At 70.7% G+C, this 15,290-nt stretch carries 13 protein-coding genes; 6 read left to right on the top strand and 7 right to left on the bottom strand.

Going from position 1 to position 15,290, the window contains the following annotated elements; all coding sequences use genetic code 11:
• Positions 1–130 precede the first annotated feature (130 nt).
• The 5 genes from ACWD5O_RS23730 to ACWD5O_RS23750 all read right to left on the bottom strand — a co-directional run bounded on the left by ACWD5O_RS23730 (position 131) and on the right by ACWD5O_RS23750 (position 4,377).
• On the bottom strand, positions 131–1,708 hold the full coding sequence (locus ACWD5O_RS23730) for an MDR family MFS transporter (RefSeq protein ID WP_450086586.1): 1,578 nt from the start codon (positions 1,706–1,708) through the stop codon (positions 131–133).
• Positions 1,709–1,779: 71 nt separating this feature from the next.
• Positions 1,780–2,397 (bottom strand): acyl-CoA-like ligand-binding transcription factor, encoded by a 618-nt coding sequence (locus tag ACWD5O_RS23735; RefSeq protein WP_450086587.1) that lies wholly within the window; start codon positions 2,395–2,397, stop codon positions 1,780–1,782.
• Positions 2,398–2,437: 40 nt separating this feature from the next.
• Complete coding sequence (locus ACWD5O_RS23740) at positions 2,438–3,280, bottom strand: alpha/beta fold hydrolase (protein WP_354962521.1); 843 nt, start codon at positions 3,278–3,280, stop codon at positions 2,438–2,440.
• A complete protein-coding gene (locus ACWD5O_RS23745) occupies positions 3,246–3,608 on the bottom strand; it encodes a DUF4873 domain-containing protein (RefSeq protein ID WP_450086588.1) in 363 nt (120 codons plus the stop codon). Before ACWD5O_RS23745 ends, ACWD5O_RS23740 begins: the two co-directional genes overlap by 35 nt.
• Positions 3,609–3,648: 40 nt before the next feature.
• A complete protein-coding gene (locus ACWD5O_RS23750) occupies positions 3,649–4,377 on the bottom strand; it encodes a TetR family transcriptional regulator (RefSeq protein ID WP_450086589.1) in 729 nt (242 codons plus the stop codon).
• A 48-nt stretch (positions 4,378–4,425) separates the two neighbouring features.
• Between ACWD5O_RS23750 and ACWD5O_RS23755 the strand changes: the two genes are divergently transcribed.
• On the top strand, positions 4,426–5,322 hold the full coding sequence (locus ACWD5O_RS23755; protein WP_354962518.1) for an AurF N-oxygenase family protein: 897 nt from the start codon (positions 4,426–4,428) through the stop codon (positions 5,320–5,322).
• A gap of 51 nt (positions 5,323–5,373) precedes the next feature.
• Here the strand turns inward: ACWD5O_RS23755 and ACWD5O_RS23760 are convergent, their stop codons facing one another.
• Positions 5,374–5,925, bottom strand: coding sequence for a winged helix-turn-helix domain-containing protein (locus ACWD5O_RS23760; protein ID WP_354962517.1), 552 nt, complete (start codon positions 5,923–5,925; stop codon positions 5,374–5,376).
• Positions 5,926–6,249: 324 nt separating this feature from the next.
• On the opposite strand from ACWD5O_RS23760, the gene ACWD5O_RS23765 reads away from it, so the two are divergent.
• Positions 6,250–10,620: a S8 family serine peptidase gene (locus ACWD5O_RS23765; protein ID WP_450086590.1), complete on the top strand. Its 4,371-nt coding sequence runs from the start codon at positions 6,250–6,252 to the stop codon at positions 10,618–10,620.
• Between the two features lie 74 nt (positions 10,621–10,694).
• Here ACWD5O_RS23765 and ACWD5O_RS23770 read toward each other — a convergent pair whose 3' ends face one another.
• Positions 10,695–11,210 carry a winged helix-turn-helix domain-containing protein gene (locus tag ACWD5O_RS23770; RefSeq protein ID WP_387322154.1) on the bottom strand — a complete coding sequence of 172 codons (516 nt, stop codon included), beginning with the start codon at positions 11,208–11,210 and terminating at the stop codon, positions 10,695–10,697.
• 348 nt (positions 11,211–11,558) lie between these two features.
• Between ACWD5O_RS23770 and ACWD5O_RS23775 the strand changes: the two genes are divergently transcribed.
• From ACWD5O_RS23775 to ACWD5O_RS23790, 4 genes are all read left to right on the top strand, one after another.
• Positions 11,559–12,560, top strand: coding sequence for a phosphatase PAP2 family protein (locus ACWD5O_RS23775; RefSeq protein WP_450086591.1), 1,002 nt, complete (start codon positions 11,559–11,561; stop codon positions 12,558–12,560).
• A 61-nt stretch (positions 12,561–12,621) separates the two neighbouring features.
• The gene (locus tag ACWD5O_RS23780) at positions 12,622–13,317 is read left to right on the top strand and encodes a response regulator transcription factor (RefSeq protein WP_354962513.1); all 696 of its coding nucleotides are present in this window, start codon (positions 12,622–12,624) and stop codon (positions 13,315–13,317) included.
• Positions 13,314–14,780 (top strand): ATP-binding protein, encoded by a 1,467-nt coding sequence (locus ACWD5O_RS23785; RefSeq protein WP_387322159.1) that lies wholly within the window; start codon positions 13,314–13,316, stop codon positions 14,778–14,780. Before ACWD5O_RS23780 ends, ACWD5O_RS23785 begins: the two co-directional genes overlap by 4 nt.
• Positions 14,777–15,286: a hypothetical protein gene (locus ACWD5O_RS23790; protein WP_450086592.1), complete on the top strand. Its 510-nt coding sequence runs from the start codon at positions 14,777–14,779 to the stop codon at positions 15,284–15,286. Before ACWD5O_RS23785 ends, ACWD5O_RS23790 begins: the two co-directional genes overlap by 4 nt.
• Positions 15,287–15,290: the final 4 nt, after the last annotated feature.

Here is a 15,290-nt window from a genome sequence, read left to right on the forward strand (position 1 = left end):
GGTGTGCTCTTCCGTTCTCCGGGCCCGGGCCCGGCCCTCGCGCCCGGCCCGAGCGGTCCGGCGGGGGCAGGGGTGTGGGCGCAGTGCGGGGGCGGGCCGATCGGCCCGCCCCCGCCTGCTGTAGTACGGCTCAGTGAATCGCGGCGTTTGCGGCCGCCTCCTCCTGGGCGCGTCGTTCGTCCCCGCTGAGGGTGTGCAGGGGCTTTTCCTTGATGAACAGCACGACGATCAGCGCGATCAGCGCGATCGGCGCGCCGATCAGGAACAGGTCGGCGGTGGCGGTGCCGTAGACGTCCTGCACGATGCGCAGCACCGGCTCGGGCAGGGTGGACAGGTCGGGCACCTCGGCGGAGCCGCCACCGGCCGCGGCCGGGCCGAGTCGCTCGGTCGTCAGCGAGGTAACCCGGCTCGCCAGGACGGCACCCAGGGCGCTGACCCCGATGGCGCCGCCCATGCTGCGGAAGAACGTCAGCACGGAGGTGGTGGCGCCGAGTTCGTGAGCGGGCACGTCGTTCTGCGCGGCGAGCACGAGGTTCTGCATGAGCATGCCGACGCCGATGCCCAGCACGGCCATGTAGACCGACAGGACGACGACGCTGGTGTTGGCGTCGATGGTGCCCAGGAGCAGCATCCCGACGGTCATCACGGCGGCGCCGGCCACGAGGTAGGCCTTCCACCGGCCGAACTTCGTGATGAGCTGGCCGGCCACCGTCGACGAGACGAGCAGACCGAAGATCATCGGAAGGCTCATCAGGCCCGCGACGGTCGGCGACTTGCCCAGCGAGATCTGGAAGTACTGGGACAGGAAGACGGTGCCACCGAACATCGCGACACCGACCAGCACGCTGGCGGCGGTGGCCAGCGAGACCGTGCGGTTGCGGAAGATGTCCAGCGGAACGATCGGCTCCGCCGCCCGCGATTCGACGAGAACGGCCAGCGCCAGCAGGACCAGACCGCCCAGGACCATGACGGCCGTCCAGCCCGATGCCCAGGGGAACTTGTTCCCGGCGAGGGACGACCAGATCAGCAGCGTGCACACGCCCGCGGTGATGAGGACGGCGCCCAGCCAGTCGATCTTGAACTTGCGGCGGGCGACCGGGAGGTGCAGGGTGCGCTGCAGCAGGACGATGGACAGGATGGTGAACGGGACCCCGATCAGGAAGCACCACCGCCAGCCCAGCCACGACGTGTCGACGAGCAGACCGCCGATCAGCGGACCGGCGATGGTGCCGACACCGAAGACCGCGCCGAAGATGCCGGCGTAGCGGCCCAGCTCGCGCGGCGGGATCATCGCCGCCATGACGATCGTGGCCAGCGCCGTCATGCCGCCGGCGCCGATGCCCTGCACGACTCGGCTGATCAGCAGCACCTCGACGTTCGGTGTGAAGCCCGCGATCAGCGAACCCACCACGAACAGCCCCAGCGACAGTTGGATCAGCAGTTTCTTGCTGTAGAGGTCGGCCATCTTGCCCCACAGCGGCACGGTCGCCGTCATGGCGAGCAGTTCGCTGGTGACGATCCAGGTGTAGACGGTCTGGCTGCCGTTCAGGTCGGCGATGATCCGCGGCAAGGCGTTCGCCACCACCGTGGAGGCGAGGATGGACACGAACATGCCGACCATCAGGCCGGAGAGGGCCTGGAGAACCTCCCGACGCGACATGCGCGTGCCGACGTCGGCAACGTCAGCGGGCGGGGCGGTGGTGGTCATTGACGCTCCCTTTTCGGGGTCTTGATCGAAAGTGGCTGCCCCCGGAACCTGGTGCACCGGGGGACTGGTGGTCAGGACTGGTGTGGTGGATCCGGCAGGCCGGCGGCGACCGTGGCGAACGCCTCGTCCACGAAGTCGCGCAGGGGCCGGCTGTCGTCGGCGGCCCAGCGCAGCATCGCGGTGCGGAAGGTGGCACCGGCCACCGCGGTGACCAGCGCCGGGTGGCCGTGGTCGGGGTCGACGCCGAGGCGGGCGGCGAGGGCGGTGACCATGGCCCGCTCGGTCTCGATGTTCCCGGTCATCAGCCGGGGCACCAGCGCGGGGTTCTGTGTGATGACGGCCAGCCGTAGCCGCCACAACTCCCGGTCGGCCTGCATCGTGTCGATCGCCTCGTCGAGGGCGAGTCGAACGGCCTGCAACGCGGGCACGTGCGGTGGGGCGGCGGCAAGTCGCGCCACCACCGGTGTGCCGTCGAGCGCCGGGTCGTCGGTGAGCGCCTCGTCCTTGCAGGTGAAGTAGTTGAAGAAGGTGCGCGAGGAGACGTCGGCGGCTTCGCTGATCTCCTCGACCGTCACGTGCTCCAGGCCCCGTTCGGCGACCAGGCGCAGCGCGGCGGCGGTGAGCGCGGCCCGCGTCTGCCGCTTCTTGCGGTCGCGACGCCCGGTGGCGGCCTGGTCGGTATCGGTCACCCGGGGAGGCTAGAGGGCAAGTTGCGTACCGTGCAAGTTTTTATTCTGTGAAGTGATGTTCGTGACCCGCCCGATCCGCTCGACCGGTGCGGGGCACGGCGCCGGTGGTCTCCAGGATGAGCGCGGCGACCAGATCCGGGTCGTCGCTCATCGGTACGTGCCCGCAGCCGGGCATGGTCACCACCCGGGCCGCCGGCAGGCCGGCCCGGGCACGCTCGGCCTGGTGTACGCCGAAGATGCGGTCGCAGTCACCCCAGCCGATGGTCACCGGCACCGCCGCGTCGGCCAGCCGGAGACCGTCGAAGCGGTAGTCGCGGGCGGCCCGGGCCACGGCGCTGAAGCCGAGCCCACGCCGCAGGGCGAGCGCGTCGCCCAGCGCGCGGTCGGCGTCCAGCAGCCGTGGGCGGGCCACCAGCGGCGCGAAGCACATCGCCCGCAGGTACGCCGACCGCAACGCGACCCGCATGATCGGGGTGGGCAGGTACGAATTGGCCCGCAACATCGTGAGGATGGCCAGTGCCCGCCGGCGCTCAGCGGTGGTGAAGAACCCGGCGGGGGAGAAGGCGGTGGCCGAGGCGACCGCCCCGGTCGCGGCGAGTTCCAGGCCGATCGCCCCACCGAGGCTGTAGCCGGCCACGTGCGGGCGCTCCAGCCCCCACCCGGTCAGGATCGGCAGTATCCCGGCGACGGTGGCCGCCATGTCGGCGGGCATGCCCGCGTCGGGCACCGGAGAGTTCCCGAAGCCGGGCAGGTCGAGCGCGATCACCTCGTGGTGGGCGGTGAGCAGGTCGAAAACCGGCTCCCAGGCCTGGTGGCGGTGACCGATGCCGTGGATGAGCACGAGCGGTTCACCGCTGCCCGCGCGGCGAAAGTGAACTGTCATGACTACCCTTCCACGGAGGTGTGGCTCCATCACTTCTCCGGTAGCTCGGGCACGGAACCGGTTCGGCTGCCGGTGGCCAGGGTGGATCGCCCACGCCGGTGATCCGTACGCCGCCCCACGGGTCGACCTCGGCCAGCCGGGTGGGCCGGACCCGGTCGGCGATGCGCAGCTCGACGTCACGCCGGCCGGAGCGCAGCAGTTGCGCCACCTGCGGGTCGGGCTCGATTCGTCCACCCCAGTGGTAGCGGCCGTCGACCGGCTCCCACCGCCCGCTGAGGTGCACCCGGACGGTGGTGCCCGCGAGGCTCGCCGGGCCGTGGTAACTCACGCCGCCACCCGCTGCTGATGATTCGCTCGCTGACGCACGCTCATGGCGTGATCCGTTCGTGGGCGCGGGTGAGCTCGCGGGGCAGGTCGGCGCTGGCCCGTACGCCCTCGATCCCGTTCCACAGCAGAGCGGTCAGGTAGTCGGTGAGGGCTGCCCGGCTGATCGGCTGACCGTGCGTGGTCCACCAGTCGCCGACCGCCTGCACGAAGCCCACCAGGCCGTACGCCCACGGCTCGGCGGGGCCGGCGTCCAGCCCCAGCGCGCGCAGCCGGTCGCCGATCACGCGGGCCAGCCCGGCGGCGACCTGCTGGCTGGTCCCGGCGACGACCTGGTGGATGCCGGGATGACCGGACTGGTGCATCAGGAACCGGTAGAGCGTGGGCTGCGCTTCGATCACCCCCAGGTAGGCGTCGATCGTCGCCTGCACCAGGCCGCGTTCCTCACGGACCTGCTCCACCGCGGGCGCCACGGTGTCGATGATCCGGGCCGCCACCACCTCGCTCACGGCGACCCAGAGTTGCGACTTGTCGGCGAAGTAGCGGTAGAGGACCGGCTTGCTGACGCCGGCGGTGGCGGCCACCTGGTCCATGTCGACCTCCGGCCCGTACCGCAGCAACGCCTGCACAGCGGCCCCGATCAGTTCCCGCCGTCGTTGCTCACGATGGTCGGCCCACCGGTCCCGGCGGCCGTTGCCCTTCGCCCTCCGGCCCTCGTCGGCGGCCGGGGCTGCCGGATTGGATCCATTGACATCTTTGAGCGGCGATTGCATGCTACTACTCGTAACAGTTACCTGACGTCACGTCAATATGGAGGGGCCATGGACGCGACACCGGCGGAATCGGAGCGCACCGCGGTCGCCGAGCGACTGCTCACGTCCTCGCTCCGCACCAGCTACGACCCGGTCGTCGAGATCGACTGGGACGCTCCGCACACTCCGGGCGCCTACTGGCTCCCGCCGCACCGCAGCAGCCTCTACGGCACGCCGCTGTGGGAGCAGCTCAGCGAGGAGCAGCGCGTCGAGCTGACCAAGCACGAGGTGGCCAGTGCGGCCAGCGCCGGGCTGTGGTTCGAGACGATCCTCATGCAGATGCTGATCCGGGAGTACTACGGCGCCGACCCGACCAGCCGGCAGGCCCAGTACGCGCTGACCGAGGTCGCCGACGAGTGCCGGCACTCCATCATGTTTGGGCGGCTGATCGAGGCGATGGGCTGCCCGGTCTACCGGGCGAGCACGGTGGACCATCACCTCGGGCGCTTCCTCAAGGCCACCGCCAGCGGCCCCCGGATGTACGCCGCGATCCTCATCGCGGAGGAGATCCTCGACGCGTTCCAGCGCGAGATCATGGCCGACGAGTCGCTCCAGCTGCTCATCCGGATGGTCTCGCGCATCCACGTGGTGGAGGAGGCGAGACACGTCCGGTTCGCCCGCGAGGAACTGGCCGCCGCGGTCGCGGCCACCGGCCCGGTGGGCATGGCGTACGCCCGCCTGCTGGTCGGTCGTGCCGCCGGCACGATCGCCAACCGCCTGGTCCATCCCGACGCGTACGCGGCGGTGGGCATCCCACCGGCGGTCGGCCGGGCCGCCGCGCGCGCCAACCCGCACTGGCGCGCCACCCTGCGCTGGTCGGCAGAGCGGGTGCACACCCATCTCGCGGGCGTGGGTCTGGTGGCCGGGCCGGGCCGTCTGCTGTGGACCCGCGCCGGGCTGATCTGACCGATCGACACCCGATGGTCACCGGGGCGCTGCCCACATCAGGCAGCCGCGTCAGGCCCGTCCGATCCGCGGCTCCTGGCGATCGGTCAGCCGCAGCCCGACGCCGCGTACGGCCTCGATCGTGGCGCCGGTGCCGAGCTCGTGCAGCTTGCGTCGTAACCGCTTCACCAGCGACTGTACGTCCGCCTTGCGCTCGCGCCCTTCGTCGCGCCAGACCGACCGGTGTAGCTCGGCGTAGCTCCAGACCCGAATCGGCACGGTGGTCAGGCAGATCAGCAGGTCGTGTTCGAGTCGGGTCAGGTCGACCTCGCGGTCCTGACAGCGGGCGGTGGACCGGTGCGAGTCGATGACCAGGGCGGAGCCGGCCGCGACGGCGGGCGCTGGCGGGGGCGGCGTGCCGGCGGGCTGCTGTGGAGTCGCGATCAGCCGGCGCAGCTCGTCGAGGTCGGCCACCAGCAGCAGCGGTGCGATGCCCTCGAGCTGCTCCGCGAGCCGGATCCGCTCGGTCGGCGACGAGGTCACCGCGATCAGCAGCGGGAACGGCTCGTCGACCGGCTCGGACCCGTCCAACGCCGCCTCGTCGTCCTCGGCCACAGCACCCACCCGGGATCCATGGGCATCATCCCGCCCACCTCGCGTCATGGTCCTGACAGTGTTGGGCAAGCGTGCCGCCAGCCTGGCAACCGTTAGCGACAAGTTGCTCACGGCAAGTTCTTGATCGTCCGTTCTTCTCGATCATAGTGTCCACTCGGGCAACCGACGTGACCCGCGCGGTGCATGGGGAGGCATCAAGGGTTCGTCCGCTCGGTTCCATCGAGGCGGATCTCCCGCACCCTCACCATGGCCCATTTTTCACCCTGGGTCGTTCTGAGGGAGGCAGCACCGATGTTCAGACGTCCACAATGGAGGCGCACAGCCAGATCACTGGTGAGCGCTGGTGCGGCGATGATCCTCGCCGCGACATGTCTGGCCAGTATCGGCTCGGGCGCGCAGGCGGCGCCCGGCGGGACGGGGGCCGGCGCCGCTCCGGGGGACAAGATCCGACCGGAGCTCGCGAAGCAGCTCCAGGCCAAGAGTGCAGGGGACTTCTGGATCCGGTTCAAGGACCGGGCGGACCTGAGCAAGGCCAGCGCCATCAAGGACTGGTCCAAGCGCGGCACGGCGGTCGCGGAGGCACTGCGCAAGACGGCCGCGGAGAGCCAGGGCAAGATCCGGGCCGAACTCGACGGATCGGGCACCAGGTACCAGACCTTCTGGGCGACCAACGCCATCAAGGTGAGCAGCGGCTCGCTGGAGATGGTGCAGAAGTTCGCCGCCCACTCGGAGGTGGAGGGTCTCTACGCCCCGGTCGCCTACAAGGTGCCCGAGACCACGAAGGGCGCCGACGAGAAGACCGTGAACGCCCTCGAGTGGGGCATTGCGAACATCAACGCCGACGACGTCTGGAGCCAGTACGGCGTCACCGGCGAGGGCATCACCATCGCGAACATCGACACCGGGGTCCAGTTCGACCACCCGGCGTTGGTCGGCTCCTACCGCGGCAACAACGGCGACGGCACGTTCGACCACAACTACAACTGGTTCAACGCCGCCGGGACGTGCGCGACCGCGCCCTGTGACAGCAATGGCCACGGTACGCACACGATGGGCACCATGGCCGGCTCCGACGGCGCGAACCAGATCGGTGTCGCTCCCGGGGTCAAGTGGATCGCGGCGAACGGCTGCTGCCCCAGCGACGCGGCGCTGATCGAGTCGGGTCAGTGGATGCTCGAGCCGATGGACCTCAACGGCCAGAACGCGGACGCGAGCAAGCGACCGAACATCATCAACAACTCGTGGGGCAGCCAGAACCCGTCCAACGAGCCTTTCATGGAGGACGTGACGCTGGCCTGGGCCGCCTCCGGGATCTTCGGGGTCTGGTCCAACGGCAACAGCGGACCGGCGTGCCAGACCAGTGGTTCGCCGGGCAGCCTCGTCAGCAACTACTCGACCGGCGCGTACGACATCAACAACAACGTCGCCGGCTTCTCGGGTCGGGGCGTCGGACAGAACGGCGAGATCAAGCCCAACATCTCGGCGCCGGGCGTGAACGTCCGGTCGAGCATTCCGGGCAACTCCTACGGCAGCATCAGTGGCACGTCGATGGCCGCCCCGCACCTCGCGGGCGCGATCGCCCTGCTGTACTCGGCGGTCCCGTCGCTGGTCGGTGACGTCAACGCGACCCGTGCGCTGCTCAACGGCGCCGCGATCGACAAGGCCGACGACCAGTGCGGTGGCACCCCGGCGGACAACAACGTCTACGGCGAAGGCCGACTGGACGCCCTCGCCCTGCTCAACGCCGCCCCGACCGGCGACACCGGCACCCTGGCCGGCACGGTCACCGACGCGGCCACCGGCAGCCCGATCGCCGGTGCCACCCTGACGCTCACCGGACCGACCGGCCGCGAGGTGTCCACCGGCGCCGACGGCAAGTACTCGACCACGCTTCCGGTCGGTGACTACCAGGTCGCCGTGGCGGCGTTCGGGTACGGCAGCACGACCAAGCCGGCGACCGTCACCGACGGCGCGACCACGACGCTCAACGTCGCGCTGACGGCGGTGGCGAGCGTCAACGTCACCGGAGCGGTCACCGACGGTTCCGGACACGGCTGGCCGCTGTACGCCAAGGTCACCGTGACCGGCGTGTCGGGCGTGTACGACTACACCACGCCGGCGAACGGCCGCTACAGCATCAAGCTGCCGGCCGGGCAGACCTACACCCTGACGTACGAGTCGCAGTACCCGGGCTACCAGACCGTCACCAAGGAGGTGGTGGTCGGCTCGCGCAACGTGACCGCCAACGTCGCGGTGCCGGTGAACACCAACACCTGCACGACGGCGCCCGGCTACACGTTCGGCTCCGACGGTGAGTACGAGACCTTCGACGGCGCCACCGTGCCGGCCGGCTGGTCCGTGGTGGACAACAAGGGCAACGGCCAGGTCTGGAAGTTCACCGACGACGGCAACCGCGGCAACCTGACCGGTGGCACCGGCAACTTCGCGGTGGTCGACAGCGACGCGTACGGCGCCGGCGGGAGCCAGGACACCTCCTTGGTCAGCCCGGTGGTCAACCTGACCGACGTCACGGCCCCGGTCATCCGGTTCAACCAGGACCTCAACCAACTGGCCGACGACACCGGCGATGTCGATCTGAGCATCGACGGCGGTGCCACCTGGACCAACGTGCTCCGGCAGGAGACGGACGTCCGGGGTCCGAAGGTCACCGAGATCCCGATCCCGCAGGCGGCCGGTAAGGCGCAGGTCCAGGTGCGGTTCCACTACTACGACGCCTCGTACGAGTGGTGGTGGGAGGTCGACAACGTACTGATCGGCAGCCAGGTCACCTGCGTGCCGGTCGACGGCGGTCTGGTCGTCGGTCACGTCCATGACAAGAACGACAGCAGCTACGTCAACGGCGCCACCGTCACCAGTGCCGACCGGCCCGCCGAGAGTGCCGTCACCGTGGCGACCCCGGACGACCCAGGGCTGCCCGACGGCTTCTACTGGCTCTACTCGACCCTGACCGACACGCACAAGTTCACCGCGAAGGCCGGCAACTACGTCAGCCAGAGCAAGCAGGTCGACGTCCAGGCCGACTGGGCGACCGCCGCGAACTTCCAGCTCGCGGCCGGCCGGCTGTCGGTGGCGCCGGACCAGGTGAGCGCGACGGTGCAGATGCCCAACGGCAAGGCCAGCAAGACGTTCACGGTGACCAACACCGGCGGGGCGCCGGTCGAGGTCGAGTTCAGTGAGCGCGACAACGGGTTCGAACTCCTCCGGGCGGACGGGTCCCGGATGACCAGGCAGCAGGTGCTCGGAGCCACCGGCGCACCGGAGCAGCGGCTCACCGTCCCGACGTCGTTCGCCGCCAAGGCGTCCGGCAAGGCGGCCATGGCGGTCCCCGCCGCGGTCACCCCGCAGGCCGCACCGTGGACGGACATCACCGACTACCCGGCCAACATCATGGACAACCGGGTGGTGACGCTGGACGGCAAGGTCTACTCGATCGGCGGTGGTGACGGGTCCAGCTCGACCACGAAGAACTACGCCTACGACGCGGTTGCCCAGACCTGGACGGCGATCGCCGATCTGCCCGGCGCCCGCAACGCCCTGGCGGTGGGCGTCGTGGACGGAAAGATCATCGCGACCGGCGGCTGGGCGGACGGCGGCCCGGACGCGGCCACCTGGTCGTACGACCCGGCGGCCAACACCTGGACGGATCTGGCCGACAACCCGGCGCCGAGAGCTGCCGCCGGGCAGGCTGTCGTCGACGGCAAGCTGTACGCCATCGGTGGCTGCACCACGGCGGCCTGTACGCCGATGTCGAACACCGTCGTCCGGTACGACCCGGGCAGCAACACCTGGGAGACGATGGCGAACTACCCGAAGTCGGTGGCCTTCGCCTCCTGCGGCGGGATCGACGGCACCATCTACTGCACCGGCGGCAACGACGGGGCCGCCGCGCAGAAGGCCAGCTACTCCTTCGACCCGGGTGCCAACACCTGGACCGCCATCGCCGACGCGCCGGTCGACAACTGGGCCAGCTCGTTCGCTGTCGCCAGCGGCAAGCTCCTCGTCGTCGGCGGTTCGCAGGGCGGGGCCATCAGCAACGCCGGCTTCGCCTACGACCCGGGCACCAGCTCGTGGTCCAACCTGCCGAACTCCAACACCGCGCGGTACCGCGGTGGCGCGGCGTGCGGCTTCTACAAGATCGGCGGCTCGTCCGGCAGCTTCAGCGCGGCGCCGGACAGCGAGGTGCTGCCGGGCTTCGAGGGTTGCGCCGAGGCGGCGGCCGATGTCAGCTGGATGACGATCGACAAGTCGGCGGTCACCCTGACGCCGGGTCAGAACGTCACGGTCACCGTCGGGATGACGGCGAACGTGGACCAGCCGGGCACCTACTCCGGCTCGGTCGGCATCAAGGAGAACACGCCGTACACGGTGGCGCCGGTGGCGGTGACCATGACCGCGACGCCTCCGAAGACCTGGGGCAAGCTCATGGGCACGGTGACCGGGACCAGCTGCCAGGGTGCGACCTCGCCGATTGCCGGCGCGGTGGTCCAGGTCGACTCGTGGGCGATGTCGTGGACCTTCGCCACCGACACCCAGGGCAAGTACGCCTACTGGGTGGACCGTCGCAACAACCCGCTCACGATGATCGTCGCCAAGGACGGCTGGAAGCCGCAGACCCGTCAGACGAGGATCGACACCACCACGCCCACGGTGGAGAACTTCGGGTTGTCGCCGATCCGGTGCTGAACGCCTGACCGGTAAGTGACAGATCCGGCCCGCCTGGTCGCTGACCAGGCGGGCCGGACCATGTTCGTCGGCGGTCAGACCGGGGCGAGCCGGAAGCCGACGCCGCGGACCGCGTGGATCGTCGCCGCGGCGTTGAGCCGGACGAGTTTGCGGCGTACCCGGCGGATCACGGAGTGGATGTCCGAGCCGCGGCCGAGGTGCCGGTTGCCCCAGACCTCGAGATGCAGTCGCTCGTAGGTCCAGACCTGCCCGGGCGCGTCGACCAGGCAGAGCAGGACGTCATGCTCCAACCGGGTCAGGTCGATCTCCCGGTCGCGCCACCGCAGCACCCGGCGGTCGGAATCGACGGCCAGGTCCGGCGGTGGCGGCGCCTGCGGGCTCTGCGCCACGTCGGGCACCACGCTCTGGGCGGTGGGTATCACCGTGGTGGCGGCCGGCATCTCGACCACCCCGAGAAACTCCCGCGCCTGATCGACATTCGAGACGATCAGGAAGGCGTCACTCCCGCCGAGCAGCCGGGCCAGTTGCCTGCGCTCGGCCGGCGTGGACGCGATGCCGATGACCAGGGAGGCGACCGGAATCCCCTGCATTTTCCCCAACCCCTTCCGGTTCCCCAACGTGCTCCGGATGGTTTTCGCATCGCCGACCGAAACATTGCTTGATCGGCGTCCTGACCTTAGTGGTATTGCGTCTCGGCAGGGTAAAACATAGTTGCATGCAAGCATATGAATGACCCTTCACGCTTTGCATAAGTCATTCGAGATGACTTGGCCGGGTTTGCTGGTGAATTTGGGAAATCGACGCGTTGCGGCGTCCGTTGGCCGGTCGCCGTGCCCGGCGCGGTCCACCCGTTCTCCTCTGGCCCTGGCCGGGAACTGTGACAGAACGAAGACAATCCGCGGACGGCGTCCGGATCTGGCGGCACGACGATGGCCGGTATGTCCCTCGGATCGTCATACATCGGACGGTCGGCGCCCGCCCCGCGGCCGGCGCCACCGCTGCCACATGTCCGCGCAGCCGCGCCGCTGGGCCGGCTGCTGCTCGGGGCGGCCGTCGGCCACCTGCTCGCCCTGGGCCTCACCTACGCCGTGTTCGTGCGCACCCACCCCGGTCAGTGGCTGGACGGTCTGCTCCTGCCGCGTGCCGACCGGGGCGGGGGCTACGAGCAGCAGACCGTCCTGGTCGGTCCGGCCCGGACCGTGCTGGCCACCTTCGGCAGCCCGACGCTGCTGGCCGCCATGCTCGGCACGGTGCTGCTGGTGGGAGTGCTCTGCCGACGGATGCTGGCGGGAGTGGTGGGCGTCGGCATGGTCCTCTGCGCGGTGGTGGTGGCCGGCCCGGCGAAGTCGGCCCTTGCCCGCCCGGACTTCCAGATCGTGAGTTCCAGCACCCACAACAGCTTCCCCAGTGGTCACGTCGCGGGCGCGACGGCCCTGCTGCTGGCGTTCATGCTGGTCGTGCCCGGGTGGGCCCGAGGCTGGCTGGCGGTGCCGGGCGCGGCAGGTGTCTCGGTGATCGCCTCGGCCACCATGATCGCTGGCTGGCACCGGTTCAGTGACGCTCTCGGCGGCGTCCTGCTGGGTGTGACGCTGTTCTGCCTGGCCGCGGCGGCGTTGGCGGGTCGGCGCGGTGACGCCGGTCCGGTCGCCGGTCCGCGCCGCGAACCGGGCGGCGCGGTGGGGCGCGGGCTGGTCGGGGGAGCGGTGGGGCTGGCCGTGCTGCTCTGGGTGCTTCTGGTGGTGCTGCCCGGTCTGGCCGCATCGGTGCAGCCCGGGCTGCTGGTCGCCATCGTGGCGGTGACCGCGGCGACGATGGTGGCGGTGGGCTCGGTGGTGTTCCTGGTGCGGTCGGCGAATTTCGTCGTCCCGCCCCGCCTGTGGCAGCGCGCCCAGCGGCACGCGACGGCGACCAGCCGGGACGGCGGGGCCCCGCAGGGGTGAGACGCGACCGTCCGGCCATCGACCGAACGCTAAACCTATTCATGATGGGATACTTGCCGACATGTCTCAGGTCCTGCTGATCGAAGACCACCAGACGGTGCGCGACGGGTTGCAACTGGCGCTCACCCGACAGGGCCACACCGTCGACGCCGTGGCCACCGGTGAGCAGGGGTTGGCGCGGCTGCGGGTGGCCTCGTCCGACGTCGTGGTCCTCGATCTCATGCTGCCCGGAATGGACGGGTTCGAGGTCTGTCGCCGAATCCGGCAGCTCGGCGACCTTCCGATCATCATGCTCACCGCCCGCAACGACGACATGGACGTGGTGGCGGGGCTGGAAGCCGGCGCCGACGACTACGTGGTCAAGCCCGTGCAGGCCCGGGTGCTCGAGGCGCGGATCCGGGCGGTGCTGCGGCGGACCGCTGGCGAGTCGCGGCGCACCGGCGGCGAGCGGTCCGGCCTGGAACAGCACGGTGCCCTCACCATCGACCGGGCCGCGCTCGTGGTCAGCAAGGAAGGGCTGCCGGTCAGCCTCGCCCCGACGGAGCTGCGCCTGCTGCTCGAGCTCGCGCAGACTCCTGGCCAGGTGCTGAGCCGTCAGCAACTGCTGGAGGCCGTGTGGGAGCACGGTTACCTCGGCGACTCGCGGCTGGTGGACGCCTGCGTGCAGAGGCTGCGCGCCAAGATCGAGGACGACTCGTCGGCGCCGGTCTTCATCCAGACGGTCCGCGGTTTCGGGTACCGGTTCGGGCCGCTGTGACGCCGTGGCGCTGGACCGGTGGCCGAGCGTCGGGCCTGCGGGTCCGGCTGCTGCTGGCCTTCGTGTTGCTGGGCGTGACCACCACCGCGGTGGTGGCCAGCGGAAGCTACTTCCAGGCCCGGACGGTCATCCTCCAGCAGGCGCAGGACGCCGCGGTGGCGTCGCTGACCGATCAGCTCAGGCAGGCCTACCCGGTACGCCGACTCCCGCCGTCCCAGGGGGAACTCGACACGATGGCCCAGCTCCTCTCCGACCGGGAGGGGTACGCGGTGGTCCTCTACGGTGACATGCGGGCGCAGGGCGCTCAGGTGCCCGAGCCGCTCACCCCGGAGCTGCGGCAGGCGGTCGGGGATGGCGTCATCGCCTGGCAACGCGTCTCGCGAGGCGGAGAACCCGTGCTGCTCATCGGGACCCAGCTGAAGATCGACCGGACCGATGGCGGGTCGGTGCCGTCCGGCGTGGAGGTCTACTCGGTGCGCAGCCTCGCCTCCGAACAGCGGAGCATCGACCGGCTCGCCACCCTGGCGTGGCTCACCGGCGGGCTCTCCCTGGTCCTCGCGGTCCTGCTGGCCCTGCTGGCCGCCCGGGGAGTGCTGCGCCCGGTCCGCGAGCTGGGCCGGGCGGCGCGCCGGCTCGGTGAGGGCGACCTGACCACCCGGCTGGCGGTGCGGGGCGTCGACGAACTGGCCGACGTGGCGCGGACCTTCAACGACACCGCGGGGACGCTGGAGCGGCAGGTCGGTGAGCTGCGGCGGATGGAGGCCGACGCCCGACGCTTCGTGGCCGACGTGTCGCACGAGCTCCGCACGCCACTGGCCGCGATGACGGCGGTCACCGACGTGCTCGACGAGGAGGCGGACCGGCTGCCCGGGGATGCCGGCCGGGCCGCCCGGCTCGTCAGTCAGGAGACGCAGAACCTCACCCAGCTGGTCAACGACCTCATCGAGGTCAGCAGGTTCGACTCCGGCACCGCGCGGCTCGCCCTCGACGACATCGACGTGGCCGCGGCGGTGACCGCGACCCTCCGCGTCCGGCGCTGGGCCGATCGGGTGCGGGCGGAGCTGCCGTCCGGAGTCTTCGCCCGCCTGGACCCCCGCCGGCTGGACGTCATCGTCGCCAACCTGGTCGGCAACGCGTTCCGGCACGGCGCCGAGCCGGTGTCCGTGCGCCTGCGCGCCGAGCCGGACTGGATCACGATCGAGGTCCGCGACCAGGGGCCCGGCCTGGACCCGGAGGTGCTGCCGCACGTCTTCGACCGCTTCTACAAGGCGGACACCGCCCGGACCCGCTCGGAGGGCAGCGGCCTCGGCCTCGCCATCGCGTGGGAGAACGCGCGCCTGCACCAGCACGCCGGGCAGGCCGGAAGTCTCGTCGCGGGCAACAATCCGATGGGCGGCGCGGTGTTCACGCTCCGGCTGCCGCGCGTGGCCACGGACGTGGCGGACGCCGGAGGCGTACGGTGACCGGCCGCCGGGCCGGCCGGGCCTTGCTCGCCGGCGGGCTCCTGGTCACGCTGCTCGCGACGGGCTGCGGGGTTCGGCCCAGCGACGTCATCACCGGCCGCTCCGCGACGACCGGCCCAGCCGCGGGCGCCGCCCTCTACCTGCTCTCGCACGGACGACCCACGCTGGTCATCCGGGACACCAAGGCACGCAGCGGCGTCTCGCCGGAGAAGACGCTCGGCATGCTGGCGGCGGGCCCGGACGAGTCGGAACGGAGCCAGGGCTTCGTCAGCGAGGTGCCGGCCGGTCTGGTCCCGGCCTCCCTGGTGACGTCGAACGCCGACGGATCCGGCGTCACGGTGACGATGACGGGTGCCGTGCTGCCGCTGTCGGCGGCCGCGGCCGACCAGATCATCTGCACCCTGGCCGGTGCCGTGGCGCTCACCGGCCAGGGAAACAGCTTCTCCCCGGTCACCATCGCCGGGCCGGACGGCGCCCGGCCGCCCCGGCCCTGTCCGATCAAGTGACCGG

This window comes from Micromonospora sp. NPDC005161, from assembly GCF_053599855.1.